We start from the raw sequence: 26,782 nt of genomic DNA, 5'->3' as shown, positions 1-26,782 counted from the left end.
AACGCAGATCAAGCCTAATTTATGAGTCCTGTTTAACTTTAAAAATTGATTTATTCAAAGGATATATTTGCAGATAGAAAGTCGCGAATTATTAATTTCTAAGTGGCACTTTATAAATCTACCAGTGATATTTTACGTTTGGTCAAGTCCGTTTGTATTACTATTTTTTTGAATGCTACTATGGAATACTTGATACGGCGTCAGAAATTTAGAGGTGCAGACAAAAAACAAACGGCTTTCAAATCAGAAGAGTTTGAAAGCCGTTTGTTTAATTAAAAAATGCTGTAAGAATAAATCAGAATTTTCTTTTTTCAATCGTCGTAATTCAATTGAAGGATTGCCGGAATTCCAGCGGAGAAAGACTGGTTTTATTTTTAAATAATTTGCTGAACGATTGGGAATGTTCAAATCCTAAGGAAAAGGCAATTTCACCTACCGATAAATTAGTAGTCGATAATTTCTCTTTTGCCTTTTCAATAAGTTTATCGTGAATATGCTGCTGCGTACTTTGTCCGGTCAAAGATTTGAGCAAGCCGCTTAAATAACTTGGTGAGGTATTTAAAACTTCCGCGATATACTGAACCGAAGGCAATCCATTTTTCTCCAAAGTATCGCCATCAAAATAATCATCCAGTATTTCTTCAAGGCGGATTAAAATTTTATGGTTCGTTATCTTTCTTGTAATAAATTGTCGGTTATAAAACCGGTCGGCATATGTCAGCAATAATTCCAGCTGTGCAATGATCACTTCCTGGCTGAAATTGTCAATGTTGGCATGATACTCCTGCTCAATATTTTGCATGATGGCTGCGATCATCGCCTCCTCTTTTTCAGAAAGATGCAGTGCTTCGTGAACTGCGTAACTGAAATATTCATATTTCTTTATCTTTTGTGCCAGCGATGTGTTCCAGAGAAAATCTGGATGAATCAGTAATGACCAACCTGTATGCTGTATATTTTTAGCTGCATCAATTGAAAAAACCTGACCAGGAGAAATAAAAAACAGAACACCTTCATCAAAATCATATTCCTGCTGACCATATTTCATCTTCGCATTAAAACTTCTTTTCAGTGAAATTGAATAGAAATCATTTACGATACTTTTCGGCTCATCATCCCTCAGCTGCTTTATGTCAGCATAATTGATCACACTGACAAGCGGGTGCTGGGGTTTGGGCAAAAATCTTAACTGATGCCATTCGGTTATTGTTTTGATGCGGAGCGGTTCCATTATTTTTAAGGTTTTTAACTATGATATCTTGCCGCAAATTCTTTGGCAAAATCTGTCAGTTTCACTTTTCCCATGACAGCTGGTTTATTACGGTAATAGTCTTCCGCTAGTGCACCATTATGCAGACTTCCATACATTTCAACCATTCCAGCCGCAATTTGTGGGTTCATCCCAATGGCTTCCAGTCCACTTTGTACCTGCTCATCAGAAATCAGTATCCACTGCAAATCAGGTTTACCAATGGCAGCACCCAAAATAGCAGCCGTTTCACTTCCTGTTAATTCTTCACTTGCAATATAACGCGCTTTTCGGCCAATAAACGGCGTCACCAATTCTTCCGCAACCACCGCCGCAATATCCGTTGGTGAAACCCAGGGAATAATATCTTCGGCACCATAATTTGCCGCTATCATTCCTGCCTTCTTAATCATATTGGTGTAAGCATACAAATTATAAAAGAATGAAGTCGGCCGAATATGTGTGATTGAGACATCCAGTGGTAATTTATTCAAAATCTCCTCTACATCATGGGCACCTCGTAAAATTCCGTTTCCTTTTTCAAGATCACCCCCGAATGTACTGAGATTCACCACTTTTTTCACTCCGGAATGATTGATGGCCTCTGCATAATTATTACCAATGTTATGATAATAAGCGAGCAGATCAAGGTTATGATCGAAGTAATTTGCTGGCGGAACCATGCTATACACAGCATCAGCACCCGCAAAAATATCTTTCAAAAACTCCACATCGTCCAAGGAGCCAATGGCTGCCTTTGCACCAAGATTTTCAATTTCCTCTTTTCTTTCAGACTTACTGCTGATGACCGTTACATCGTGGCCTCTTTGTACCAATTCATCCGTCAGCGGTTTGCTGATATGACCTGTCGAACCTGTTACTATAATTTTCATTATTTCCCTGTTTGTTTAGATCACAAAGTTCAGCAGCAGAAAGTTGGTGAATGTAGCTGAATCTACTTTTATTGTAGTTGGAATTAGGAATTGAAGGTTATTGTTGAATAGTGAAGAAAATCCTTATGTCACCACTTCGTGGTATTGATGATCATGACATTTGAATCCTCTATAATAATGTCAGTCCTTCGGACTTACAAAAATGATTACAGTTATGAACATGATAGTTAAATATTAAAAGACACGGTATATGGGAACATTTCTTGCTGTTCATTTATATTTAGAACAAAACATCACACTTTGACTATGAGAACTATTAAAAATCTTACAGCAACAGACGGATACTTTCTGAAATGTTTCTTTGACGATGGCATTACGAGAAATGCGGATATCACCTTTTTTGAAATCCGAGGCTTTTCAGTGGTTGCAGGATATTAATAACTTTAAAAGAGTCATTAATTATGTATATTTTGTTTCATGGAAAAATGAAGAAATAGATCTTAGCGCTGATACTCTCTGGCACATTGGCAAGGTTATGGACTGACCATGAGAGAAATTTCAGTCACACAATTCAAAACATACTCTCCCCAAAAGTCAACAAATTATTATCCGGATCAAGCATCGCAAATTCCTTTTGCCTCCATGGCTTGATTTGCAAATGTCCGGCTGTTGGAATACTTACTTTTTGATCTAGTGCCAGCTGGTACCATTTTTCAATATCATCAGTCCGGATGTAAACCATCCCGTAATTTTCCTTTGGGTCAATTTCTTTAAACTCAAAAAAGTGAATTTGAATGTTATCCTTTTTAACCATCAAATAATCTTTATGCACATCACTGCCAAATTGCTCAAAACCTAATTTGTTTATGTAAAAGTCCTTCGTGATAGCTTTATCACGCATAGGCAATTTGGGATTTATGTCGGTAAGCATGATGATTTTTGAATTTAATTTGAAGAATTTTAATCACTGTAAAAATCCTCTTTTTTCTTCATTAATACAACTTGACCGGAAAGCCGGATAAATAAATTGTGGCGTCAGTTTTATTTGTACATTCGATGATAAATAACAAAAAAACAAATAATATGACCAGCATAAAAAAATCTTCTGTCAGAATCAAAGTTGTTTTTATCGGGCTATTTGGTATGTTCATCGCAACCAGCTCTTTTGCACAATCCGGAACTGCTATTACTTTGGGTGGCAATACAATTCATACAGTTGGAAAACTTCCGGCTGTCGGGACAGATGTTAAAAATTCAACCCTGACCGGTGTTGATCTGAAAGAAAAATCTTTGGCAGAATACAAAGGAAAATACATTATCATGAACATTTTCCCAAGTGTGAATACGGGTGTTTGTTCCAAATCGGTAAGGAAATTTAATGAAGATGCTGCAAGTTTGAAAAATACAACAGTGCTTTGCATCTCCAAAGATCTGCCATTCGCTCAAAAAGCATTTTGCGGCGCAGAAGGAATCAATAACGTGGTTATGCTTTCGGATTTCAGAACTGATTTCGGAACCTCTTATGGTGTTCAAATCGCGGATGGTCCGATGAAAGGTTTGTTGAGCCGGGCCGTGATCGTTATTAACCCGGAAGGCAAAATTGTTTATGAGCAACAAGTTCCGGAGATCGGACAAGAACCTGATTACACGGCTGCAATTGCTGCGATTAAGTAATCACAATTTTACCAATAAGTAAAGAAATGGCACCTCCTATACCCTGGTATAAAGCGGTGCCATTTTTTTATTTAAATCCAAAAACCTGCCGTTTTACTTTGCAGGTCAGGATTGGAAGAATTCCAATAGATCTTTGTTGATCGTAGCTGCTTCTGTGGCAGGCATACCATGAGGAAAACCAGGGTATGAAATCAACTTACCATTTTTCAAAAGTTTTATAGCTTTTGCTCCCGAAATCGGGAAAGGCACGATCTGATCATCTTCACCATGCAAAACCAGCACGGGGAAATCTACGCTTTGAAGATCTGCTGTAAAATCAGTTTCTGAAAAAGCCTTGATACCGTCATAATGTGCCTTCACGCTGCCCATCATTCCCTGACGCCACCAGTTGTCACGGATACCCTGCGAAATGGTTGCACCTTCACGGTTGTACCCGTAAAAAGGTATTGTGAAATCCTGAAAATATTGTGCTCTTTTCGTAGCTGTCCCTTCACGGATCTCATCAAATATCGACATTGGAACACCGTCAGGATTTCCAGCAGTTTGTACCATCAATGGCGTAACAGCGCTGATCAGAACAACCTTTGCCGCACGTCCCTGGCCAAAATTTGCAGCATAATGAATGGCTTCCCCACCACCGGTTGAGTGACCCACATGGATTGCATTTTTCAAATCAAGCGCTTCTGTTAATTCAGCCACGTCTGATGCGTAAGTATCCATATTATGTCCCTCAGAAGTCTGGGAAGATCTTCCGTGACCTCTGCGGTCATGTGCAATCACCCTGTATCCTTTGTCCAGAAAAAACATCATTTGTGCATCCCAATCGTCGCCGGATAATGGCCAGCCGTGGTGGAATACGATGGGCTGCCCGGTTCCCCAGTCTTTGTAATAAATTTCAGTACCGTCTTTTACAGTGATCTTAGCCATGATTTGGGGTTTAACTTGTGGTTGACACTAAACTTTTACCAAGATATGTGTTTGAAATAACTTGAAAAAGTTATCTATGTTAAATCTGTGTCAATCATGATTAAGTACCAGTTACGGATACATTTTCACCCAATTCTACCTTTCCTGAACCGTCCCCATGCCACAAGACAGGCCAAAACAATACAAAACAAATTGATTCCGATCACCGATGCTTCTCCTCTCAAAACATGAAAAATAACAGCACAAATCATCATCAAAACAATTCCGATTGCAGCCCATGAGGTCAATTCTGATTTAATTTTAAATATAGGCGGTAGTACTAAACCTGCGGCGGCCAGCAGATCTATTATGCCAAGGATTCTTACGATCTGGACTGGAACCTGTCCTGTCCATGGCATAATGACGGATATTTTTTCAATCGGCATAAATTTCATTACGGCACCTATAATAAAAAAGGCTGCCAGCAATATCTGCGCAATCCAAAGGATCGTATTCCTGGTTTTTGATGATTTCTGATAGTCGTTCATGTATCTGTAAAATTTCAAAATGTGATACAAACCTACTTATCTTTGCTTTCCATTCGATAGCGCTTCCACTTTGGATAGCGCTATCCAAAGTGATAGTATCGTAAAATTAAAACAAGATAAATATGCTGACCACAGGCGGGTGTCCTAAAACTGCCCTTTCGATCCGCGATGCTTTGGAGGCATTGGAAGGCAGATGGAAGCTTTTAATTCTGTTTGCCCTATCTGCGGGTCCACGGCGATTCAAACAGATTTCAAAAGAAGTTACAGGCATTACGGACAAAACGTTATCCAAAGAACTGAAGAATCTGGAAGCAAACAAATTGCTGAGGAGAGATGTATATGACACCTTTCCGCCAACCGTTGAATATACGATTACGGAACATGGAAAGTCACTGGAAAAGGTAATGGAAGAGTTGCATTACTGGGGATTGGCGCATCGGAAGAAGATAATTCAATAAGGTTTCTATCTTTATTTGCTTAACTTTTTCATGCAGAAAAAAAAAAGTAAAAACGCAAAGTTCGCAAAGTAAAAACTTAGCGGCCTTTGCGTTTTTTTTAGCTTTACACAAATCATTTTATTCTACAACCAGATCCTGCATTAGAACGCTGAATGGTAAACGTTCAGAAAGACAGGTGAAACAAAATTGATATACGGGCTGATTTTGAATTTTTATTTCTTTTTATGAAATCTTGGAGGCTGTATGTAAAAATCAACCGTTATGGCAAGGCCAGAGGTTTTAATAGGAATCCCGCCTTCAACCATTCGGGTACTCAAATTTTTTCTATAACCAGCCATGATATCGACACCGCCAAAATTGCCCAGCTTCTTGTTATAACTTATGCCCATATCTACGTCAACACGGCGATATACACTTGGTAAATCACTGCTTGCGGAATTGACATAATACGTCCGGCTTACCGTTTCGGCTTTCAGGTAAATGATGTCATTAGGTGATAAATTTCTTCTCCATGCTATTCTTTTTGGCAGCATCAACTCAATACCTGCGTTTTCGGAATAGTTATAATTAAATACAAATACGGGCAGCACGGTCAGTTTGTAACTTTTATTTAACATAGCCCCAAAACCGATCTCCTTATTGACAGATTTTTTACGTAGAAAAGTGGCTGAAACTGTATAATTGATCGGAATCTGTTTTAAGGTCAGATATTCAAGATTTCCGCTTTTATTGATGTTCGTCGTAGTAACAAGCCAGGAAGTACTGTCTAATTTGATAAGTGCATTCACATCCATGGCATAAGAGCGAAGGTTCCAGCCCGCCATTTTTTTTATCGGATTATCCCCCGGCGTTTTCAGTTCAAATTGCTCAGACCGATAGTTTGGACCTACAAGAAGAGTCACTTTTTTACTGTGAACCACAGGAAGCCATGCTCTGAAATAATATTCTTCATGGGTAAACTTTTTGGCACCCACATTTGGAAAATCATACACCTTACCCGGCGAATGATTATATCTCATTGTCAGCCATTTGGACGGAGCCATACCAGTTAAGCCTGGTTTTAAATCCTGTGAAAACGCATTTGCACAGATTGTACACAGAAAAACAAGCAAAGCTTTCCGGTTGCCTGACAGCATAAATTATTGATGGAAATAGTACAAAAAAGAAACAATCTTACAGTAACATTCTAAAATTCTCGGACTTGACGAGATACCCTGGAAATTCAAACCAGTTTTGTGGTAATATAAAGTTGAAAATTTCCGATATGTTGTGCTAACACAGACAGAGAATAAATAAGTTCCAGACTTTAAATATCTATCTTTTAGTAAGTTGTCAAAATATAAAAATGAAGATTTTTTGACGATTATGAATTCTTGAAAATTCACCCCGGCCCACATTAAATAATCATTAATTTTTTCTACTTGTTTATACTTCAAAGGTTTTTACCAAAAAAATTCAGAATTGGTCTTTACGTTTGTTTCATCATTTTTTAAATTAGTTATGAGGCCAGTACTATTGTATATTTTCTTATTCTTTTCATGTGTAATCAATGCACACGCCCAAAATAAACAAAACAGTAAGGTAACAGGGAAAATCAGGGATGCTTCTACAAGCTTACCCGTAGAATACGCGTCTGTTGCTATAACCGATCAGCTAACAAATGCCATAGTTAACGGAGCCGTGACGGATACATCGGGTTATTTTGAAATTGCAGGGATTCCGGCTGGCAGCTATACCGTTTCGGTTGATTTTATCGGCTATCAAAAAAAAGAAGTAAAAGATGTGATCATCTCAGGCTCTACAAAAACGGTTTCATTAAATGTTATCACTTTAACACCAACCGTAAATGTTCTGGCAGAGGTGACGGTCACAGGTACAAAAACCATTGTTGAAAATCAGATTGATAAAATTGTTTACAACGCAGCAAATGATATTACTTCCCAGGCCGGAGTTGCGCTGGATGTTTTGAAAAAAGTACCACAGGTTTCGGTTGATATTGATGGAAATGTTGAATTGCAGGGCAATCCGAACGTGCGTTTTTTGATCAATGGAAAACCGTCCAGCGTTTTTGGAAACAGCCTTACTGATGCGCTTTCGTCGATTCCGGCCAGCCAGATCAAAAGTATTGAAGCCATAACAAGCCCGGGCGCCAAATACGATGCGCAGGGAACCGGTGGAATTATCAACATTATCCTGAAAGATAACAAGTTGCAGGGAATAAATGGAAATGTGAGCCTGACGGGCGGAACCAGACTTCAGAATGGTTCTGCTAATCTGAATTTCAGGAAAAATAATTTTGGTATCAATGCTTTTTTTAGTGGGAATAAACAGCTCAGTTCCAGAACACCAAGTACCCAGGATCGTCTTTCCAGTAACATTGCTGATACCACAACAACCCGTCTTTTGCAGAATGGTTTTCAGGACTTTAAGAGAAGCGGTTATCGTTCCGGTCTGGGTTTTGACTGGACTATCAGCAAGAAAGATAATCTGATCGGATCATTCGGCTATAACAGTTTCCGGAGCAGTGGTAGCGGGCTTACCGATATCAATCAAACAACATACAGCCAGACTGGTATTCCTACGCTGGCTCAGGAAATTCTACGGAACTCTTCCAGCAAAAACAGTATCGGCGCTTTTGACTGGAGTTTGAATTATATCAAAAAACTAAAAAAAGAAGGACAGGAACTGAACGTACTTTACAGTTCCAGTTTTGGGAAACCAGGGAATAATTACAGTCAGATCCAAAGTTATAACGGTGAATCCCTCGCCACATCCGGAACGAGGGGGAATACGCCCGGAAATGATAAACAAACCAATATTTCAATCGATTATGCCTATCCGGTAAAAAAGGGTTTTATGATTGAAACTGGTGTAAAAACGGTTTTGCAGGATATTAAAAGCGTGGCTGATATCAGTGTTTTCACCCCGTCTCAAAACCAGTTTTTACTTGATCCGACGCAGTCTTATCAGTTGAGCTACAATATGAAGATTTATGCAGGTTATCTTTCCACTACTTTTTCCATGTTTAACTGGCTCAATATAAAAGCCGGAGCAAGATTTGAACATACGGATGTCAAAATCGATTATCCGAATACGACCATTCCATCCTACAATAATCTGGTACCATCACTTATATTTTCACACAATTTCAAGGACGACCAGTCTTTAAAACTGGCTTTCACACGCCGGATTGAGCGAGCCGAATACCGGGAAATCAACCCGTTTATGAACCTGAGCGATCCGTATAATATCACGGCAGGAAACCCACTTTTGAAACCTGAAATCGGGAATAATTTTGAACTTGGTTACAACAAACCTTTCAGCAATGGAGGAAGTGTGTACATCGCGTTGATTGAACGGATTAACACCAGAGACGTGAAACCATACACCACTTTTTATCCGACATACATGATCGGTGATTCCACATATGAGAATGTGTCGGTGACGAATCGTCAAAATATTGGTGTGGAATATAATTCCGGCGTGAGTTTATCAGGCTCAATGCCAATCACAGATCATTTAAATCTGAGAGGTAATTTCGTAGTAACACAAAAGAGGGTTGTCAATAACCTGCTCGGTGGAAACGTAACCAATGGAACCAACTGGCGTTTTAATCTGAATGCGACCTATCAACTACCAAAGGATTTAAGTCTTGAAGGTTTTGGGAATTATTCATCCGCCATCAACACCATTCAGGGCAAAAGGCCGCAGCAGCTTACCTACAACTTTGCATTCAGAAAACAATTTTACCACAAAAATGCGAGTATCGGTTTCACGGCAACAAATCCTTTTACCAAATATATCAGTCAGGTCACCACAGTGAAAACCGGTAATTACCTGGCCACCAATACCGTCCTGGTCCCCTATCGCTCTTTTGGTCTGAGTCTGACATACAAATTCGGGAAACTTGAATTTAAAAAAGGGAAAGAACAGGGAAATGATTTTTTACACAATGCGCCAAGTACGGACAATTAAGTTTTTATAGACTACCGATCGTTGTTATGAAATCTGTTCTGTTCTTCGCATTCTGCTGCCTGTTTCAATTACAGGGGTTTTCTCAATGCGAAGATTCGCTACGGAAGGAACTTCGTTTTTCGACAAAGCAACTTTATGCACCCGGATTGCTTGTCTTGGCCGGACTGCTTGCCAATGGACATTCACAGGAAAGCGTTAAAAATGAAATCGCCGAAGATCGCAATAGAAATATACCAAGATTCAAAACCAACCTGGACGATTACCTCCAGTTTTCACCCTTTGCGATAGCTTATGGTCTGGACGCCATCGGTATAAAATCCAAAACTGATTTGCTTAACCGGTCCGTAATTTTGTTAAAAGGAGAAATTCTGGCGATTGGAACCGCCACACTTTTAAAAAAAATGACCCACGAACTACGGCCTGACGGCAGTGCATATACTTCCTTTCCATCCGGCCACACAACCCAGGCTTTTGCCGCAGCCACTTTTCTGAGCGAAGAGTATAAAGACCGGTATAAATGGATGCCCTATGCATCTTATACGGTTGCCTCTTCGGTTGGAATTTTGCGGGTGGCCAATAACAGGCATTACATAAGCGATGTGCTCGTTGGAGCGGGAATTGGATTTTTATCGATGAAAGTGGCGTACTGGACGCATCAATATAAATGGGGAAAGAGAAATCGGATGGCGGTTTTATATTGATAAGATTATTGGCAGGTGCCAGTATTTAGGGTTTTATTTTGAAATCTAATTATTTAAAAGTGATGTTCATTTGTCACTATAACTTTATTTATTTAAATAGCGATTAATCAAATTGTAGCGCAAGCAAAACCGCTTCCGGAATATGGGCTTTTATGTGATTACTTTTATAATGCGTTGGAAAGCTATAAAATAAGCGACCAGATTATTGGGGAATGTTGGCTTTTATAAATACATCAGTGATCTTAATTTCAATGAGCTTCAATAAAAGTACGCTGCTGATTATTTATTTTCTTATTAGTTTCATTCCTGTTTTCGCCCAATTAACGGAAAATTCTAAAATCAGTTTGCTGACGGTAGGCCCTGGAAAAGATATTTATTCATCTTTCGGCCATAGTGCTTTGCGGATTTCTGACCAGACAATTGGTCTTGATTACGTATACAATTATGGGACATTTACTTTTGACGAGAATTTCTATATAAACTTTGCAAAGGGAGAAAATATTTACTGGCTTTCGATTAGTCCTTTTCAAAATGAATACTACAACTGGGCACTTCGTGAAAACCGGAATATTACGCAGCAAACGCTCAATTTAACGTTGAAGCAAAAAAAGGCATTGTTCCTATTTATGGAAAATAATGCGTTGCCTCAGAACAAAAACTACCGCTACGATTATTTCTATGACAACTGCTCCACCCGGATCGATAATGCGCTAAAAACGGTTTTTGGAGATTGTTTAAAATTTAATGCCAAAAGTGTCTCAGAAGCGCATGGCCAATCCGGTGCAACTATCCGACAATTGACGCATCAATACTTACAGCAAAGTAAATGGGGAGAATTAGGAATTGAGACTTGCCTGGGAATTGAAATGGATAGAAAAATCACACCTGAACAATTTAAATTCTTACCGGATTTTCTGATGTGGAACTATGACAGGGCTACAATAAAATGCAATGGAAAATTTGTTCAGCTTGTGACAGAAAAGGTACCGTTGTTTAGAAGTGAACACAATTTAAATAAAAAATCATTTTCAGATTTTTATAGCCCGGGTATCACTTTCAGTATCATTTGTTTTATTGCCTTTATTCTTACCTGGCCTAAGCTTAATAAATCCATTTTCGCCAGGATTTTCGATTTTTCTCTATTCTTCATCAGCGGTACCGTAGGTGTTTTACTCCTTTTTTTATGGTTCTTTACAACCCATTATTCACAGGTAAATCTCAATATGATTTGGGCCAATCCATTAAGTCTGTTTTTTGCATTCGGCTTCTTTACCTGCAAATACAATCGTAATATCAGATGGTACTATTTCTGCTATGGCCTGATGCTTGCTGTGACAATTTTGGCCTGGTCAATATTACCTCAGCGACTTAATTTTGCATATTTACCTATATGCTTAGCACTTTCTTTGCGGAGTTTTTTTGCTTATTCTGTTAGGTTACACAGAGCAACACAGAGGTAAAAAGAGGAGCACAGAGTTTTGTATTTTGCCAAAGTCTTTATCATGCGTTTTTTTATTAACGTGTCCATTTTAACTTGAATAAAATTTTAATTCATTAAAATGCATGCAATTAAAACTCAAAACGCCGGTCATCATCTGATGCCGGCGTTTTTTAACTTATACGTTTAAAGAAATCTTATTTTTTCATCAAAATAATTTACCTGTACCAGGAACATTACCATCCGATTCCATAGTCTTCACCATGATTACTGGAACCGCCCCACATACTTCCATGAATCCAGTCAAAATAAATGGCGTTGATCGGGCCGCTGGTACGGGGCTGATATGAATTTTTGTAACCCATTCTTGACAATTCTTTTCTGGTCCAATCCGGCATTGCTTCGTTTAGGATTAATCCACCTGGATCTTTTTCATGCTCTCCAAAACTGGCATACATCTGCAAGGTCTTGAAACTTGGTGCTTCGGTAGCTTCCTGAACTGTCATTCCGAATTCTACGATATTCAGGAAAAATTGCAGTAATAACTGATCCTGCTCATCGCCTGCCTGTTTGGCAAATGATAGAAATGGTTTTCCGTCTTTCAAAGCCAGACTTGGCGTAAGCGTTACCCTCGGACGCTTCCCAGGCTCAACCACATTAAACGGGTTTTCTTTGGCATCCAGAACAAAACTCTGCATACGCTGACTTAATCCCACACCGGTATTTCCTGCAATTGTGGCCGGCACCCAGCCACCGCTCGGCGTGATCGAAACCACCCAGCCTTCCTCATCTGCCGCTTCCACGGATGTTGTTCCGGCAGTGAATTCCTCCATAAACTTTTCGTCCAGCCCATGATCATTCCGCATCGAAAGCTGTTTTGTCCCCCAGGTTTTTATCTGATCAGAATAGGGATTTGTCTTGCCTTCAAATGGATACGGATCACCCGGTAAGGTTTTCGGATCATTCCTTTCCCAGTTAATTTGCTTAATCCGCTCCTTTGCATATTCCTTTGACAATAGCCCTTTTATTGGTCCGGCCGGAGCAAAGGCAGGATCTCCGTAATAAAAATCCCGATCCGCAAAAGCCAGATTCATTGTCTGATACAAGGTGTGTACATATCGGGAAGAATTGTAACCCATACTTTTCAGGTCAAAATTTTCGAGCATATTCAAGGCCTGTAACATCACAGGGCCCTGAGTCCACTGCTGCATTTTGTAAACGTCAATACCTTTGTAGTTTGTCATTAAAGGTTCTTCAATTTTCACTTTCCAGTTGGCCAGATCCTGCTCTGTGATCAGTCCGCCTTGCTCCTGACAGCTTCTGGCAATTTCTTTTGCGATATCACCTTTATAAAAACGGTCATAGGCTGCATAAATGGCTTCCTTTCTGGATTTCCCCTTTTTCAAAGCCAGTTCTTCGGTATCCACCAGTTTTTGTAATGTGGCCAAAAGATCTTTCTGAACAAAAATTTCACCAGCGTCCGGCGCTTCTCTTTTTTCACCCAAATGTGTCAGAAAAACCTTTTTCGAATATGGCCATTCTTTGATCCTGGCCTTCCCTCTTTCAATTGAATTGGCTGTTTGCGCTTCAATCGGATAACCCGCCGCCAGTTGCATTGCCGGAGCCAGAACCTGTTTCAGGCTCATGGTTCCATATTCTGCAAGCATCGTCATCAATCCGCCCGCAGTTCCCGGCGTCGTGGCGGCCAGCGGCCCATATTCAGGAGGATATTTCATTCCTTTTCCTTTGAAGAAATCCGCAGTGGCACCGGTTGGTGCAACGCCCATCGCGTTCAATGCAATTACTTTTTTAGTTTTCGGATTATAGATCAAAGCCTGCGTTTCGCCTCCCCAGCTGAGCACGTCCCACATTGTACATGTCGAGGCAAGCATAGCGCAGGAAGCATCAATGGCATTTCCACCTTTGGTAAAAATCATGGCGCCCGCAGTTGCGGCCAGAGGTTTTCCGGTAATACCCATCCAGTGTCTGGCATGCAGCGGAGGTTTCTGCGTGGTAACCGGAAAATTATTGAACGCCTGACTAAACGAATCTGCCTGAATACCGACAAACGCTAATGAACAGACGAGAAGTTTTAATTTCATAATGCTGATATTTTTTGACAATGTTTTATGAATAGAAGTGAATACAACTTGAACTTTGGCAGGCTGATCAGGTATATGATAAAAATAATTAAATATCAGCCGATTGAATACTCAGATTGCAACTGATACTTACAGCTTTTTAATATTGAAAATCATTTTGGAATCGCCATATAGCCATTTTTCTTTAGATCAGCTGCTGACATATTAATCACATTGACATCCAGTTTAATGGGTACCAGCGGCGTGTTTGTTGAATCCGTTTTTACGCTGACAATCTTATCAACAAGATCCATTCCTTTAAAAACCTGTCCAAAAATGGTATATTTATCATCCAGTCTTGCCAGACCTTTTTTGTTTTGAACAATATAAAACTGACATCCGGCAGATAGCATTTCCGGGTTATTATCGCGACCGGATGCAACTGCTCCATAAACATGGCGGATATTTTTATTGAATTCAGGTTTTAGCAAATAAGGCGAATCCGAGAATCCGGCCGGTGTATCCGGACAGCCGCCCTGGGCCACAAAATCTTTAATCACCCGATTAAATGTTAACGAATCCCAGTAACCTTCATTCGCCAGTTTGACAAAACTGGCTTTGTGGTTTGGTGTTTCATCATATAACCAGAAAAGAATTTCACCAAAACTGGTTTTGATTTGTCCGACCTGATAGGTTTTCTTTTCCTGCGCCGAAACAGAAAAACAGGTAAAACTCATTAGAATCAATAAAATTCTGTTTTTCATATTGGTGCAGTTTTGGTTTAAGAATTGAATATAACCAAGCTTTGATCTACAATTGGTTATTCAATCAAAAATTTTCGTTAAAGACTGTTTTTATTTATAAACTAAAACCGCCTCATTGATACAGCGAAGAACACACTTAGACCCAATAACCGTCTATTTCGAATATCAATTGCTTAGTCTTTGTTACATCAATTGTTCCAAAAAATGTTTTGTCCGCTCCTTATTAAATCCGCCTTTTAAAGTTTTCACAAAAGCAGAACCCACGATGGCTCCATCTGCAAACTGGTTTGCGAACAGAATGTCATCCTTTGTTTTAATATTAAAACCAAGAACAACAGGATTGATAAATTTGTGATTTGATAGCCTTTGCAGATACTCAGAATTGTCCCCGATTTCACTGGTACTACCCGTTGTTGAATTGCCTGAAAGAGCATATAGAAACCCTTCACCCAGCTCGTCAATCCGCTTCATCCGATCGCCATTTGTCTGAGGTGATATCATAAAAATCGGTGCTAGATCATTTTGTTGATACCAGACTCGGTAATATTTTTCATACTCATCCAAAGGCAGATCTGGCAATAATAATCCGTCCACGCCCGCTTCATGACAACGCTGACAGAATTTTTCAAAACCGTATTGATATACCGGATTCATTGAACCCATCAGCACAACAGGAATGGAAACCTGAGCACGTATTTTTTGTATTTGATCAAATAAAATCTCGATCGTCATTCCATTTTCCAGTGCCACTTTATGACTTTCAAGAATCACTTCTCCATCCATTACAGAATCGGAAAACGGAATACCAATTTCTACAAAATCAACTTTTGATTCCGCTAGCAATGATAAAAGATCAAGCGTGTCAGTTAAGGCAGGATAACCGGCAGTAAAATAAATGCTAACTTTTTTCTCCGGGCTTTTAAAAATAGTTTTCAGCCGGTTTTTTTTAAACGTTTCCATGAGCAGTTTTCTTTGAATTTGAATATTGAATGTAGGTTTCCAGATCTTTGTCACCTCTGCCCGAAAGACAGACCACGACAACATCATCCGTTTTAAAATTTAATTGCGAAAGTGCAGCTAATGCGTGTGCGGATTCAATAGCCGGAATAATTCCCTCCATCTGGCTTAAAGCAAGTCCCGCATCCAGGGCTTCATCATCGGTGACTGCCACAAATTTTGCGCGGCCGGTATCACTCAGCCATGCGTGCAAAGGCCCGATCCCCGGATAATCCAGCCCGGCGGAAATTGAATGTGCTTCTACAACCTGACCCTCGTTTGTCTGCATAAATTTCGTTTTGCTGCCATGCAAAATTCCCGGCTTTCCCCGGAAGGTAGCAGCGGCTGTAAAACCGGAATCCAGACCCTTTCCGGCTGCTTCTGCTGCAATAAGTTTCACCTCAGGATCATTCAAAAAATGATAAAATGAACCTGCCGCATTACTTCCTCCACCAACACAGGCCACGACATAATCAGGTTTTTCTTTGCCGGTTATTTCCGGAACCTGATGTAATAATTCCTGGCTGATTACCGATTGCAACCGGGCAACCATATCCGGATATGGATGCGGACCAACGACGGAACCAAGGACATAAAAAGTATTCAGAGGATTATTGATCCAATCCCGAAAAGCCTCATTAGTGGCATCCTTCAACGTTTTACTGCCCGAAAGTGCTGGAATTACCGTCGCCCCGAGTAACCTCATCCGCCCGACATTTGGAAATTGTCTTTGTATATCCACCTCTCCCATGTAAATAAAACAAGGTAATTTAAGCAGTGCGCAAGCCATGGCCGTAGCAACGCCGTGCGATCCTGCGCCTGTTTCAGCTACTATCCGGGTTTTCCCCAGCCTTTTCGCAAGCAAAACCTGCCCGAGTGTATTGTTGATTTTATGTGAACCAGAATGACAAAGATCTTCTCTTTTAAGATACACTTTTGTGTTGTAAACTTCTGATAAAGAGGGAGAATGATACAACGGCGTTTCCCGGCCAACATATACCTTCAACAACCTTGATAACTCTTTTTTAAAATCCGGATCGTTAAGAATTGCCTGATAATTCCTGCTCAGATTTTCAACATTGGAATACAAAACTTCTGGAACATAGGCTCCTCCGTAAGGACCGTAAAATCCGTTTTCGTCAATTTGATAGTTCATAAAATTATTGGTTAAAACAAAAAAGACTCCCTGTGAACAGAGAGTCGCGTTTATAATATCATAAGAATTTTCTAACGAGCAAGCCAGCGTTCACAATACCGAAGTTGGGTATTGCGCCACCAGAATTTTAATGAAAGAGCAGATTGATTTTTCATGCTGCAAATATAAAACGAAAGGTGTTTATAAAACAAATTAAATGATCAAAAATAATCAATATTGATCTATTTAAATCAAAAATAGTGATCATTGTCCCCGATTACTTCTAAAAAATCGCCAGGCATGTTGAGGACATTTATTTTATATGATTCACTTGTTTTTTTGAAAATCTGTTACCATTTCCAAAACAAGTAAAATTGATGTTTCCAAATATAATTTGGATAGAAACTGATTTTTTAAAGATAATAGCCAACGAGTTACAAAATGACAAAACTTTATGATCTACAACCAACAGTTGTGATGATGATCTTTATTATGAAAACTTAACATTAGTCAAATGCCCCTCAGCATATCTCTGATGCATTTTCACAAAAAAGTTAAATAAATTCCATCACAAATTACATCCAAAAATGTATCTTTCTCGTATATCAGGACAAATTAGTTAATTACTTTTTTTACGGGATCAGACGGATCCATAGTTTCCGACGTGTCGCTTGTATCATGTGAGATATGAAGCCCTTTTGCTTTTTGAAGTTGTCTTATTTGTTCATTTAAATCAATTTTTCATATCTAAAAATTCTACTTTATGCATGTTTCTTCGTTGCATCGGCAGCTCAGGATTGGATTCCTAAGTTGCGCGGCACTACTGCTATCGGTCAGCAGTTTCGCATCAAGTCACAGGGAAGCCCCGTTAATTTCTAACGACCCGCTGGCAGACAATACCGACGTTTACGCATTTAAAAGTCCCGACGACCCCAACAGTATCACGATCATTGCGAATTACATTCCCTTCGAATCTCCCGAAGGCGGGCCGAATTACTACAACTTTGGCACAAACGTTCGTTATGAAATTCACATCAAAAACAAAACTTCATCTGCCGGCGACGACATTACTTATCGATTCACTTTTTCAAGCACGAACGAAGATCCTACCACTTTTTTCAACATCCGTCTTGGAAAACAAAATCTGAAGACAACATACATGTGTGAAAAAAGCATGGATGGCGGACAATCGTTTACAACCATCGTTATGGGTGGAATTGTACCACCGGCCAATATCGGCCCCCTTTCAATAGAAGGGAAAACGGTAGGACTGGAAACAGATTATAATTCGCTTGTTGAAAGTGCCATTGCAACGGCCAACAGCGGAGAAAAAATATTCTGCGGCCCCGTAGACGATCCTTTTTTTGTTGATCTGGCAGGTGCATTTGATGTCGGAAACTTCCGTCCTGAGGGCAATACAACCAACGCTCCAAAAGATGCTTTAAACCGCTTCAACGTACATACCATAGCGATCAAAGTTCCGGTAAATCTTCTTCAAAAAGATGGTAAAGGAATTTCACAGGCGGCAAATATCCTAGATCCTGATTTTGTAATCGGCGTATGGGCATCAGCCAGCCGCAAAATGATCAAAACATTGTATGGCGGCGGCGACGTTGGATATGATGGAAAGTTTGTTCAGGTTTCAAGACTTGGAATGCCTTTGACAAACGAGGCGATTATTCCTATTGGAATGAAGGACAAATGGAATTCAGAAACGCCATACGCAGGAAATGATCTGCAATTTGCCAAGTATTTCACCAACCCGGAACTGGCATTATATATGGATGATTCTCAGTTTGGCACCGCAGTTCCTTCCCTGAATGCACTTCGAATCCAGACAAAATCACTTGGATCTTATGATTTCCGAAATGGAAAATCAGGATTATATGGCTTAAAAGGAAATCCTGCACTGGACGGTACTGCACTTGCAGAAGCTGCATTTGGAGGCATTTTATTGCCGGATAATGCAAGTCCGCGCGCTGTGGATCTTCTGCCAATTTTTTATACAGGTGTTCCGAATCTTTCGCCTTACCAATTGGCAACAGGAAAAAATAACAATCCACTGGCCAAAGGGAAACCCTTCATCCATAACTTTCTGCCGACTTTGGGAGATATGTTGAGGTTGAATATGGCAGTACCTGCAACCCCGCGTAACGACCCAAGATTCAGCTCATTAGGTTTGATAAAAGCAGCAGTTCTTGGTATTACGGATCCGGAATTCAATGGTTCAACTGCATTGCAGTTTATCCCTAATATGGATGGCTTTCCGAACGGTCGCCGATTGGAAGACGATGTAACAACAATCGAATTGCAGGCAGTTTCAGGTGTTGTACTTGCAGCAGTCGGTCTATTTTATGATGATGCTACAAAGGAAGCACCGGTATCCCCTGCTCTTTTAAGTGTTCTTGGTTTTAATTCAGGTCCTACAAAAAATGATACTGAGTTGAAAAGCAAATTCCCTTACGTACAAAATCCGTGGAGAGGGTTTGACTATCCGGAAAAAGCCAGATTCTGATCCATCAACAATCTAAAAAAGATTCAAATGAAAAATATTTTATATCTGATCGGGTTTATGGCGGCCTTGTGTCTCCTGCCCTACCAATCGGAAGCTTCCTCACATCGTGAAGCACCGTTAATATCAAACGATCCGCTGGCTGATAACACGGACGTGTATGCTTTCAAAAGCCCGGTTGACAAAGAAAACATAGTGCTCGTAGCCAACTATATTCCGTTTGAACATCCCGCAGGCGGCCCCAACTGGTATTCATTCGGGGAAAATATCCGCTACGAAGTGCATGTTGACAACAACGCTTCGACACCTGGTGCGGATATCGTATACCGCTTCACGTTTTCAAAAAAGAATGAAGATCCTACAACTTTCTTCCTGATCCGTCTTGGAAAAGAAAACCTGAAAACTACGTATATCTGCGAACGCAGTACAGATGGCGGTAAATCTTTTGAAACAATTATTTCAGAAGGCACAGTTCCACCTCCACATATCGGCCCACGCTCGATTGATAACAAAACGGTTGGACTTGGAATGGGTTATGATGCTTTGGTCAAAAAATCCATCATGACGGCAAGCACAGGAGAAAAAATATTCTGTGGACCTGTGGATGATCCGTTTTTTGTGGACCTGGGTGGAATTTTTGACCTTGGAAATATTCGTGCAGGAAGTGGCAGAGATGCAGTGGCGAAATTTAATTGTCACTCCATTGTGATTGAAGTTCCGGTCGCAACGCTTCAAAAAAGCCATAAGGCTGTCGCTATGGCTTCCAATATTCTTGATCCTGATTATGTGATCGGTGTTTACGCGTCATCAAGCCGTAAAAAAATCACAACACTTTATGGTGGAAGTGACGTAGGTTATGATGGCAGTTGGGTGCAGGTATCCCGCCTTGGTATGCCGCTGACTAACGAAGCAGTCATTCCTGTTGGCATGAAAGACAGATGGAACGCAACTACGCCAGACAACGATTTGCAGTTTGCCAAATATTTCACCAACCCTGAATTGGCCCTGTACATGGATGACTCTGCCTTTGGTACTGCTGTACCGGGCCTTGCTCCTTTGCGTATCCAGACCAAATCTCTTGGTGCATTTGACTTCCGTAACGGAAAGGCTGGTTTGTTTGGTTTAAAAGGAACTGCTGCACTGGACGGTACTGCGTTGTCAGAAGCTGCTTTTGGAAGTGTATTACTTCCGGATGCCACAAGTCCGCGTGCTGTGGATATCCTGCCGATTTTCTATACAGGAGTTCCTAATTTGCCTCCGTATCAATTGGCAACCGGTAAAAACGGAAATCCGCTGGCTCCCGGAAAACCGTTTATTAACAACTTCCTGCCTACTTTGGGTGACTGGCTTCGTCTGAATATGGCTGTTCCCGCAACACCACGCGACGATCCTAAATTCAGTTCATTGGGACTTGTTCAGGCTGCTGCACTTGGGTTGACAGATGCGACTTATAACAAGACGACTGATCTTCAATTTATTCCAAACATGGATGGATTCCCAAATGGTCGTCGTTTGGAAGATGATGTTACAACCATTGAATTACAGGCAGTGGGCGGTGTTGTTCTGGCGGCAATCGGACTTTGGTATGATGATTATGTACCAAATGTAACTGCAAGTCCTGTAACTCCAAACCTTGCAGGTGTATTGGGTTTCAATGCCGGTGTTACCAAAAATGACACTACGTTGAAAAAAACTTTCCCTTATCTGCAAAATCCATGGCCAGGTTTCCGTGGCAACAGCTACGAAGGACAGGATGCTGAAATGCCGGAAGCGCTGGCAGTAACGATTTCTAATCTGAACTGTACAACAGGAGCTTTTACTTTCGGTCGTACAGGTGGAGACAAAACAAAAACTGTTGAGTATTCTGCTGCTGGTGTTGTGAATGGCGGATGGGGAACTTCTGTAGACAGAATGATCGAATCTGAACTTTTCAAAGATGCAAACAGCAGAAGCCAACTCTACGCAAAGGCTCGTTACGTAAACGAACCGGCATCGGAAGTATCCCTTGAATTCGAATTCCGTGCACCGTGTAAAGCGGCACGTATGGGTGTTCCTGAAAACGGTGAAAAGGTTGTTCCATTATCCGCAGTAATTATGGGCAATCCTACTACCAACGAAGAAGTAATTATTGAAGTGAAAGGTGCGCTTGGTAAAAGAGTTCAACTGGATCTTGCCAATAATTCAGGTGTGATTGTTGGTCAGCAGGTTATTGGCAGTGCCAATTTAACAGAACGCCGTGCTGTAAAACTTGGTAACCAGCCAGGTGTTTATTTCTTGCGTGTTTCGACACCAGATGATAAATACACGATCAAAATTTTACGCAGGTAGAAAACTGTAATACGTTAGAAAGGCCGGGAATTGGAATAAAAAAATAATCCTGTAATTCCCGGCCTTCTTACAAAAACCTTTAAAAATCCTTCACCAAACACAAAATTTAAAGATCATGAAATCTCTATTTGCATTAATTCTGCCCGTACTGCTATTGGCTCAGTTTAGCTGCACAGAAAAAAAGAAAACTGAAAGCACTGAAAATAATCAGGTGAGCATGGAAATTCCGCCATTGTTCGAACGTCATGGAGAATTATCCAACGCTGCGGAATGGCCTAAAACGAAAGAAAAAGTAGATGAACTTAAAAAGAAAATAAAGGAAAACCCAGGTGATATTAAATCACGTTTACAGGTTGTGGTTATATATCTTTCAGAAGCCAGGATTACCGGTGAACACCCATACTATTATCCGGCTGTCTTAAAAATATTGGATGGTGTGCTTTCCATGGATCCCAAAAACTTTGAAGCGCTTACCTTCAAATCTTCCGTTAAAATGTCGCAGCATCAATTTTCCGAAGCAAGAGATCTTGCTGAAAAAGCACGTCAGATTAATCCCAGCAATGCATATGTATATGGAGTTTTGGTTGATGCGAATGTGGAACTTGGAAATTATAAAGAAGCTGTGACCATGTCTGATAAAATGCAGGAGCTCAAACCTTCTCTGGAATCATACTCCCGTGCTTCTTACCTGCGTGAAATTTATGGCAATTATCCTGGCTCTATCGCTGCGATGAAACTGGCTGTTCAAGCAGGCTTACCCGGATCTGAGCCACAATGCTGGAGTAAAAATACGCTCGGACATTTATATGAAACAACCGGCCAACTGAAAGAAGCCGAAATTCAGTACCAGCAAATTCTGGCTATGCGCCCTAGTTATGCATTTGCATTACGCGGACAAGCCCAGATTTTTAAAGCAAGAAAAGAATATGATAAAGCACTGACAGAACTTGAAAAAGCTGCTAAAATAATGCCTGAATTTTCCTTCCATGAGGAAATGGCTGATATCTATGCTCTTCAGGGAAATGCTGATAAAGCAAAGCAAAAGTATGCTGATGTTGTGAAAATGCTGGATGAAGATGCCCGTTCAGGCCACGCCGTTGATCTTGAACTTTGTAAATTATATACAAAAACTGCCCAGCTTGATTCCGCTCTGGTTTATGGATTAAAAGAATATTCAAGACGACCTCAGAATATTGATGTTAACCATGCCCTGGCCCAGGTTTATTTCCTCGATAAAAATACAAATAAAGCGAAGCAACACATTGATATTGCATTGAGTACTGGTAGCAAAGATCCTGAAATACTGCAGATCGCAAGCAACATAGAATTGGCGATGGGCAATAAGGAATCAGGGAACAAATTGATTGCTCAGGCAAAGAAAGTCAATCCAAAATTTGTTTTCTAAGGCTGTATTAAAGAATCTTTGCCGCTCACCAGGAAATGCGCTGACTCAAAATTTATGAAAAAATATCTACTTTCCTTACTCTTTTTACTGGCATGCCTTACCGCATTCGCGCATCTGGGAAACATTTCAGGTACAGTTTACGACAAAGCAGGCAACACACCATTAAAGGGAGTAAATGTCCAGCTGAGCAACCAGGGGAAAGCGACAGTAACCAATGCGTTAGGGCAATACAGGTTTGAAGATCTGGTTGCATCTAAATATAAAATAGAACTTTCCCATGTTAGTTTTACATCGCAGATCATTGAGGTAACGGTCGTTGACAACCAGACTTCATTTGTCACAACTTCACTTTCAAACAGCAATATTGAATTAAGTGAAGTCGTAATCTCCTCTGCCCGTGCCCATGATCAGCAGTTGATCAGCAACATGGATATCAAGCTCAGGCCGATAAATAATTCACAGGAAATTTTAAGAATGGTGCCGGGACTTTTTATTGGACAACATGCAGGTGGTGGAAAAGCTGAACAAATTTTTCTGCGTGGTTTTGACCTGGATCATGGCACTGATATTCGTCTGACCGTTGATGGAATGCCGGTCAATATGGTTTCTCACGCGCATGGACAAGGTTATGCGGATCTGCATTTTGTTATACCCGAACTGGTAAAAGGAGTCGATTTTAAAAAAGGGCCATACAATGCGGAGAAGGGAAATTTCACAACGGCAGGTTGGGTCGATTTCAGGACAAAAGATGCTCTGGATCATTCCTTTGTTAAACTTGAAGCTGGTCAATATGATTCATACCGTGCAGTTGCTGGTATCGACCTATTGGGTCAAAGGGGAAAAGATAAGAACCAGTCTGCCTATATCGCTTCTGAATATTCTTTTTCAAACTCCTACTTTGATAATCCACAGCATTTCAACCGTCTGAATCTCGTCGGAAAATATCATGGACATATTACGAAAAATACAAATCTGACTTTAACAGGATCAACTTTTTACAGCAAATGGAATCATTCCGGACAAATTCCTGACCGCGCTTACGAATCAGGTGAAATTAGTTTTTTTGGCTCTATTGATCCCTCGGAAGGCGGAGAAACAAGCCGAACCAATTTTAATGCTCAGTTTGTTACGGTTACGTCCAATAATTTTGTCATCAAAAATCAGGTTTTTTACAGCAATTATAATTTCGAACTGTATTCCAATTTTACATTTTTCTTGCAGGATTCTATCAATGGTGATCAGATTCGTCAAAAGGAAAAAAGAAACCTCTATGGCTATAATGGCAGCATTTCAAAAGAAACTTATCTGGGAAAAATGCGGTGGACGACTACTTTGGGCGCCCAGTTCCGGCATGATCTGACTAATAAAACGGAACTGTCACATACAAAGGACAGATCCATAACACTTGAAAGATATCAGCTAGGTGATGTAAATGAGTTGAACGCAGGGCTTTATGCAGACGAATTGGTTCAGGTCACTGATCAATTCACAATTAATGCTGGCGTGAGAATTGATTATTTTCGCAATCAGTATAAGGATTTACTTGCACAGCCCGTCAACACAAAACATGCCAGTGACGCCATTGTTTCTCCCAAGTTAAACTTTTATTATACCTTCAATCCGCGTTTACAACTATATCTCAATACCGGAAAAGGATTTCATTCAAATGATACACGCGTTGTCGTTCCGCAAGGAGGAAAGCAGATTTTACCCGCTGCATACGGCTCAGATCTGGGTATGATTTTCAAGCCGTTTCCGAAAATGCTGATCAACGCCGCAGCCTGGTATCTATGGCTGCAACAAGAATTTGTTTATGTCGGCGACGCTGGTGTTATCGAGCCAAGTGGAAAATCGAAAAGACAGGGAATTGATGTATCGGTAAGATATCAGCTAACCAATATTCTTTATGCCGATTTAGATGTCAGCTCTGCAAAACCGCGCGCGATTGGTGAATCAGCAGGAATGAATTATTTGCCGCTCGCTCCTCTTTTTTCTTCCACAGGAGGATTATCGTTACAAATGAAAAACGGAATTAATGGTTCTTTAAGATATCGTTACATGGCCAACAGGCCAGCCAATGAGGATAATTCCATCGTTGCGAAGGGATATTTTGTAAGTGATTTGCAGTTGAATTATACCAAAAACAAATACAATCTTGGACTGTCGATCCAGAATATTCTGAACACAAAATGGAAGGAAACGCAATTTGCAACCGAAAGCAGATTGAAAAATGAAACGACACCTGTTGAAGAAATTCACTTTACGCCCGGAACTCCATTTTTCGCCAGACTTAGCTGGACCGTATTTTTTTGATTTATGAAAGTTTATCGTCCGGTTGATTAACTTAATATCTTGAAACAGGTAAAATAATTTGTATACGTGTTCCCTTTCCTGATTCAGATTGTGCAGTAATGATACCCTGATGGTTGCGTATTATTTTCCTGCAATAAGACAAACCGACTCCCCGACCCTTTAATTTTAAATCAGACGGAAGTTGTGAAAACATATCAAATATATTTTCAAGCTGGGATTGCTCTATTCCGATACCATTATCCTGCATTAAAATCTCGATATACTCAAAACCACGCGCCGTTGGTATTAATCTAATTACCTCATCAAGCGGAATCAAACGGGCCCTGATATCAATGACAGGAGCAGAATCTTTTTTCGCAAACTTGATACTGTTGTGAATCAGATGATAAAAAAGCTGCTCCATCTGAAAAGGAACTGCCTCAATAACCGGAATTTCTGAAACATTAGTTTCAACTTTTTTTGCATCTGGTTCAGAATTTAGCTGCGCGCAAACGTCGCTGATAATTCTGTTTAGATCAACGGATTGGAATGAAGTATCATTCAGTCCGGAGAAATCGGACAAATCCTTAATCATCATTGAAAACTTTTGCGCACTGACATTAATCTTCAAAGCAAGATTTTTCACCTTCTCCATATCCTGAATCTCCGCTGCTTCGGTCAACAAACTGCTGAACATCCTTATTTTACGAAGCGGCTCCTGCAAGTTATGGCTTGAAATATGCTGATACTGCCGGTTTTCATCATTCGATTCAGTCAGCCTTCTGTTAATTTCCAAAACAGATGCATTATTCTTATCCAAAATATCAATACTATTCAGATGGTAGGAAATCAAATCAGTAAATAACTTGAACATACCAATAGTCTGAGCGTTATTGAGCACTGCTGGTTTTGGATCTATTGCGCAAAGCGTTCCGAAAAATTCACCGTTTTTCAGAAAGATCGGAACGGAAATATAACTTTGAAAACCGTAGATTTTTGGTGTATGGTGATGACAATAAATTGGGTCCTGGCTTACATTGTCGATTATAACAGCTTTCCGTGCATCACGGATTTCATTACAAATTGTTGTCTCTATGGGCAACTCACCACCGATATCCAATCCAAATGAAATCTCATCCCTAACGGAACATACGATCCATCTATCCTCTGTAACGCGTGCGATGGCAGCGAAACCCATTCCGGTCGTACGGCAAACCACTTCCAACATCGTCGATACTATTGGAATCTGCCGTACATTTTCAATATCCCGGGACAAATAACTGTCAAAATTCATCTTTCCTGAGCAAAGTTTTCAAAACGTTCTTTATCAAATATAATTATTCAAATTGTATTTATTCAAAAAACTGACAAATTATGCTTTGACCTAATGAACTGATATACGTATGAATTTTAATTAAATTCTAACC

Annotated in this window: 21 protein-coding genes and 1 pseudogene; 11 read left to right on the top strand and 11 right to left on the bottom strand. The window is 40.2% G+C overall.

Annotation, left to right across the window (positions count from 1 at the left end; all coding sequences use genetic code 11):
* Positions 1-325: 325 nt before the first annotated feature.
* A complete protein-coding gene (locus tag LXL81_RS23665) occupies positions 326-1,231 on the bottom strand; it encodes an AraC family transcriptional regulator (RefSeq protein WP_234649523.1) in 906 nt (301 codons plus the stop codon).
* A 14-nt stretch (positions 1,232-1,245) separates the two neighbouring features.
* On the bottom strand, positions 1,246-2,142 hold the full coding sequence (locus tag LXL81_RS23660) for an NmrA family NAD(P)-binding protein (protein ID WP_234649521.1): 897 nt from the start codon (positions 2,140-2,142) through the stop codon (positions 1,246-1,248).
* A 306-nt stretch (positions 2,143-2,448) separates the two neighbouring features.
* Between LXL81_RS23660 and LXL81_RS29085 the strand changes: the two genes are divergently transcribed.
* Entirely contained in the window at positions 2,449-2,580 is a 132-nt protein-coding gene (locus LXL81_RS29085) for a hypothetical protein (protein WP_255713891.1), read from the top strand.
* Between the two features lie 133 nt (positions 2,581-2,713).
* On the opposite strand, the gene LXL81_RS23655 is transcribed toward LXL81_RS29085, so the two are convergent.
* Positions 2,714-3,073 (bottom strand): VOC family protein, encoded by a 360-nt coding sequence (locus tag LXL81_RS23655; RefSeq protein WP_234649519.1) that lies wholly within the window; start codon positions 3,071-3,073, stop codon positions 2,714-2,716.
* A 152-nt stretch (positions 3,074-3,225) separates the two neighbouring features.
* On the opposite strand from LXL81_RS23655, the gene tpx reads away from it, so the two are divergent.
* A complete protein-coding gene (tpx, locus tag LXL81_RS23650) occupies positions 3,226-3,816 on the top strand; it encodes a thiol peroxidase (protein WP_234649517.1) in 591 nt (196 codons plus the stop codon).
* 105 nt (positions 3,817-3,921) lie between these two features.
* On the opposite strand, the gene LXL81_RS23645 is transcribed toward tpx, so the two are convergent.
* Both LXL81_RS23645 and LXL81_RS23640 read right to left on the bottom strand, forming a co-directional pair.
* Complete coding sequence (locus LXL81_RS23645) at positions 3,922-4,743, bottom strand: alpha/beta fold hydrolase (RefSeq protein ID WP_234649515.1); 822 nt, start codon at positions 4,741-4,743, stop codon at positions 3,922-3,924.
* Between the two features lie 125 nt (positions 4,744-4,868).
* Positions 4,869-5,270, bottom strand: a complete 402-nt coding sequence (locus LXL81_RS23640; RefSeq protein WP_234649513.1) for a DoxX family protein — start codon at positions 5,268-5,270, stop codon at positions 4,869-4,871.
* Between the two features lie 122 nt (positions 5,271-5,392).
* On the opposite strand from LXL81_RS23640, the gene LXL81_RS23635 reads away from it, so the two are divergent.
* Both LXL81_RS23635 and LXL81_RS29350 read left to right on the top strand, forming a co-directional pair.
* Complete coding sequence (locus LXL81_RS23635) at positions 5,393-5,728, top strand: helix-turn-helix domain-containing protein (RefSeq protein WP_234649512.1); 336 nt, start codon at positions 5,393-5,395, stop codon at positions 5,726-5,728.
* Between the two features lie 224 nt (positions 5,729-5,952).
* A complete protein-coding gene (locus LXL81_RS29350) occupies positions 5,953-6,150 on the top strand; it encodes a DUF3986 family protein (protein ID WP_409013958.1) in 198 nt (65 codons plus the stop codon).
* Here LXL81_RS29350 and LXL81_RS29345 read toward each other — a convergent pair.
* A pseudogene (locus LXL81_RS29345) lies at positions 6,061-6,522 on the bottom strand (DUF6268 family outer membrane beta-barrel protein); the annotation flags it as partial. The gene LXL81_RS29350 and the pseudogene LXL81_RS29345 overlap by 90 nt on opposite strands.
* A 706-nt stretch (positions 6,523-7,228) precedes the next feature.
* Between LXL81_RS29345 and LXL81_RS23625 the strand changes: the two are divergent.
* From LXL81_RS23625 to LXL81_RS23615, 3 genes are all read left to right on the top strand, one after another.
* Positions 7,229-9,703, top strand: coding sequence for a TonB-dependent receptor domain-containing protein (locus LXL81_RS23625; protein WP_234649508.1), 2,475 nt, complete (start codon positions 7,229-7,231; stop codon positions 9,701-9,703).
* 26 nt (positions 9,704-9,729) lie between these two features.
* Complete coding sequence (locus LXL81_RS23620) at positions 9,730-10,404, top strand: phosphatase PAP2 family protein (protein ID WP_234649507.1); 675 nt, start codon at positions 9,730-9,732, stop codon at positions 10,402-10,404.
* 251 nt (positions 10,405-10,655) lie between these two features.
* Entirely contained in the window at positions 10,656-11,864 is a 1,209-nt protein-coding gene (locus LXL81_RS23615; RefSeq protein WP_234649505.1) for a DUF4105 domain-containing protein, read from the top strand.
* Positions 11,865-12,078: 214 nt separating this feature from the next.
* On the opposite strand, the gene LXL81_RS23610 is transcribed toward LXL81_RS23615, so the two are convergent.
* The 4 genes from LXL81_RS23610 to trpB form a co-directional block, all read right to left on the bottom strand.
* The gene (locus LXL81_RS23610; RefSeq protein ID WP_234649503.1) at positions 12,079-13,944 is read right to left on the bottom strand and encodes a gamma-glutamyltransferase family protein; all 1,866 of its coding nucleotides are present in this window, start codon (positions 13,942-13,944) and stop codon (positions 12,079-12,081) included.
* Between the two features lie 152 nt (positions 13,945-14,096).
* A complete protein-coding gene (locus tag LXL81_RS23605) occupies positions 14,097-14,660 on the bottom strand; it encodes a peptidylprolyl isomerase (protein WP_409013957.1) in 564 nt (187 codons plus the stop codon).
* 210 nt (positions 14,661-14,870) lie between these two features.
* The gene (gene trpA, locus LXL81_RS23600; protein WP_234649499.1) at positions 14,871-15,647 is read right to left on the bottom strand and encodes a tryptophan synthase subunit alpha; all 777 of its coding nucleotides are present in this window, start codon (positions 15,645-15,647) and stop codon (positions 14,871-14,873) included.
* The gene (trpB, locus tag LXL81_RS23595) at positions 15,634-16,839 is read right to left on the bottom strand and encodes a tryptophan synthase subunit beta (protein WP_234649497.1); all 1,206 of its coding nucleotides are present in this window, start codon (positions 16,837-16,839) and stop codon (positions 15,634-15,636) included. Before trpB ends, trpA begins: the two co-directional genes overlap by 14 nt.
* Positions 16,840-17,581: 742 nt before the next feature.
* On the opposite strand from trpB, the gene LXL81_RS23590 reads away from it, so the two are divergent.
* From LXL81_RS23590 to LXL81_RS23575, 4 genes are all read left to right on the top strand, one after another.
* Positions 17,582-19,333, top strand: coding sequence for a DUF4331 domain-containing protein (locus tag LXL81_RS23590; protein WP_234649495.1), 1,752 nt, complete (start codon positions 17,582-17,584; stop codon positions 19,331-19,333).
* 27 nt (positions 19,334-19,360) lie between these two features.
* Complete coding sequence (locus LXL81_RS23585) at positions 19,361-21,658, top strand: DUF4331 family protein (RefSeq protein ID WP_234649494.1); 2,298 nt, start codon at positions 19,361-19,363, stop codon at positions 21,656-21,658.
* 115 nt (positions 21,659-21,773) lie between these two features.
* Positions 21,774-23,063: a tetratricopeptide repeat protein gene (locus LXL81_RS23580; protein ID WP_234649493.1), complete on the top strand. Its 1,290-nt coding sequence runs from the start codon at positions 21,774-21,776 to the stop codon at positions 23,061-23,063.
* Between the two features lie 54 nt (positions 23,064-23,117).
* Entirely contained in the window at positions 23,118-25,376 is a 2,259-nt protein-coding gene (locus tag LXL81_RS23575) for a TonB-dependent receptor (protein ID WP_234649491.1), read from the top strand.
* A 31-nt stretch (positions 25,377-25,407) separates the two neighbouring features.
* Here the strand turns inward: LXL81_RS23575 and LXL81_RS23570 are convergent, their stop codons facing one another.
* On the bottom strand, positions 25,408-26,649 hold the full coding sequence (locus LXL81_RS23570; RefSeq protein ID WP_234649487.1) for an ATP-binding protein: 1,242 nt from the start codon (positions 26,647-26,649) through the stop codon (positions 25,408-25,410).
* Positions 26,650-26,782: the final 133 nt, after the last annotated feature.

Source organism: Dyadobacter sp. CY356 (assembly GCF_021440195.1).
Lineage (GTDB): Bacteria > Bacteroidota > Bacteroidia > Cytophagales > Spirosomataceae > Dyadobacter.
Note: the sequence above shows the minus strand (reverse complement) of the source record. Positions and strands in the feature narration are given on the sequence as shown.

Coding starts and splice junctions, on each gene's coding strand:
- LXL81_RS23625 (WP_234649508.1), top strand. CDS start 7,229: ATGAGGCCAGTACTATTGTATATTTTCTTATTCTTTTCATGTGTAATC.
- LXL81_RS23655 (WP_234649519.1), bottom strand. CDS start 3,073: ATGCTTACCGACATAAATCCCAAATTGCCTATGCGTGATAAAGCTATC.
- LXL81_RS23585 (WP_234649494.1), top strand. CDS start 19,361: ATGAAAAATATTTTATATCTGATCGGGTTTATGGCGGCCTTGTGTCTC.
- LXL81_RS23660 (WP_234649521.1), bottom strand. CDS start 2,142: ATGAAAATTATAGTAACAGGTTCGACAGGTCATATCAGCAAACCGCTG.
- LXL81_RS23640 (WP_234649513.1), bottom strand. CDS start 5,270: ATGAACGACTATCAGAAATCATCAAAAACCAGGAATACGATCCTTTGG.
- LXL81_RS23570 (WP_234649487.1), bottom strand. CDS start 26,649: ATGAATTTTGACAGTTATTTGTCCCGGGATATTGAAAATGTACGGCAG.
- trpB (WP_234649497.1), bottom strand. CDS start 16,839: ATGAACTATCAAATTGACGAAAACGGATTTTACGGTCCTTACGGAGGA.
- LXL81_RS23605 (WP_409013957.1), bottom strand. CDS start 14,660: ATGAGTTTTACCTGTTTTTCTGTTTCGGCGCAGGAAAAGAAAACCTAT.
- LXL81_RS23615 (WP_234649505.1), top strand. CDS start 10,656: ATGAGCTTCAATAAAAGTACGCTGCTGATTATTTATTTTCTTATTAGT.
- LXL81_RS23645 (WP_234649515.1), bottom strand. CDS start 4,743: ATGGCTAAGATCACTGTAAAAGACGGTACTGAAATTTATTACAAAGAC.
- tpx (WP_234649517.1), top strand. CDS start 3,226: ATGACCAGCATAAAAAAATCTTCTGTCAGAATCAAAGTTGTTTTTATC.
- LXL81_RS23590 (WP_234649495.1), top strand. CDS start 17,582: ATGCATGTTTCTTCGTTGCATCGGCAGCTCAGGATTGGATTCCTAAGT.
- trpA (WP_234649499.1), bottom strand. CDS start 15,647: ATGGAAACGTTTAAAAAAAACCGGCTGAAAACTATTTTTAAAAGCCCG.
- LXL81_RS23635 (WP_234649512.1), top strand. CDS start 5,393: ATGCTGACCACAGGCGGGTGTCCTAAAACTGCCCTTTCGATCCGCGAT.
- LXL81_RS23575 (WP_234649491.1), top strand. CDS start 23,118: ATGAAAAAATATCTACTTTCCTTACTCTTTTTACTGGCATGCCTTACC.
- LXL81_RS23580 (WP_234649493.1), top strand. CDS start 21,774: ATGAAATCTCTATTTGCATTAATTCTGCCCGTACTGCTATTGGCTCAG.
- LXL81_RS29350 (WP_409013958.1), top strand. CDS start 5,953: ATGAAATCTTGGAGGCTGTATGTAAAAATCAACCGTTATGGCAAGGCC.
- LXL81_RS23620 (WP_234649507.1), top strand. CDS start 9,730: ATGAAATCTGTTCTGTTCTTCGCATTCTGCTGCCTGTTTCAATTACAG.
- LXL81_RS23610 (WP_234649503.1), bottom strand. CDS start 13,944: ATGAAATTAAAACTTCTCGTCTGTTCATTAGCGTTTGTCGGTATTCAG.
- LXL81_RS29085 (WP_255713891.1), top strand. CDS start 2,449: ATGAGAACTATTAAAAATCTTACAGCAACAGACGGATACTTTCTGAAA.
- LXL81_RS23665 (WP_234649523.1), bottom strand. CDS start 1,231: ATGGAACCGCTCCGCATCAAAACAATAACCGAATGGCATCAGTTAAGA.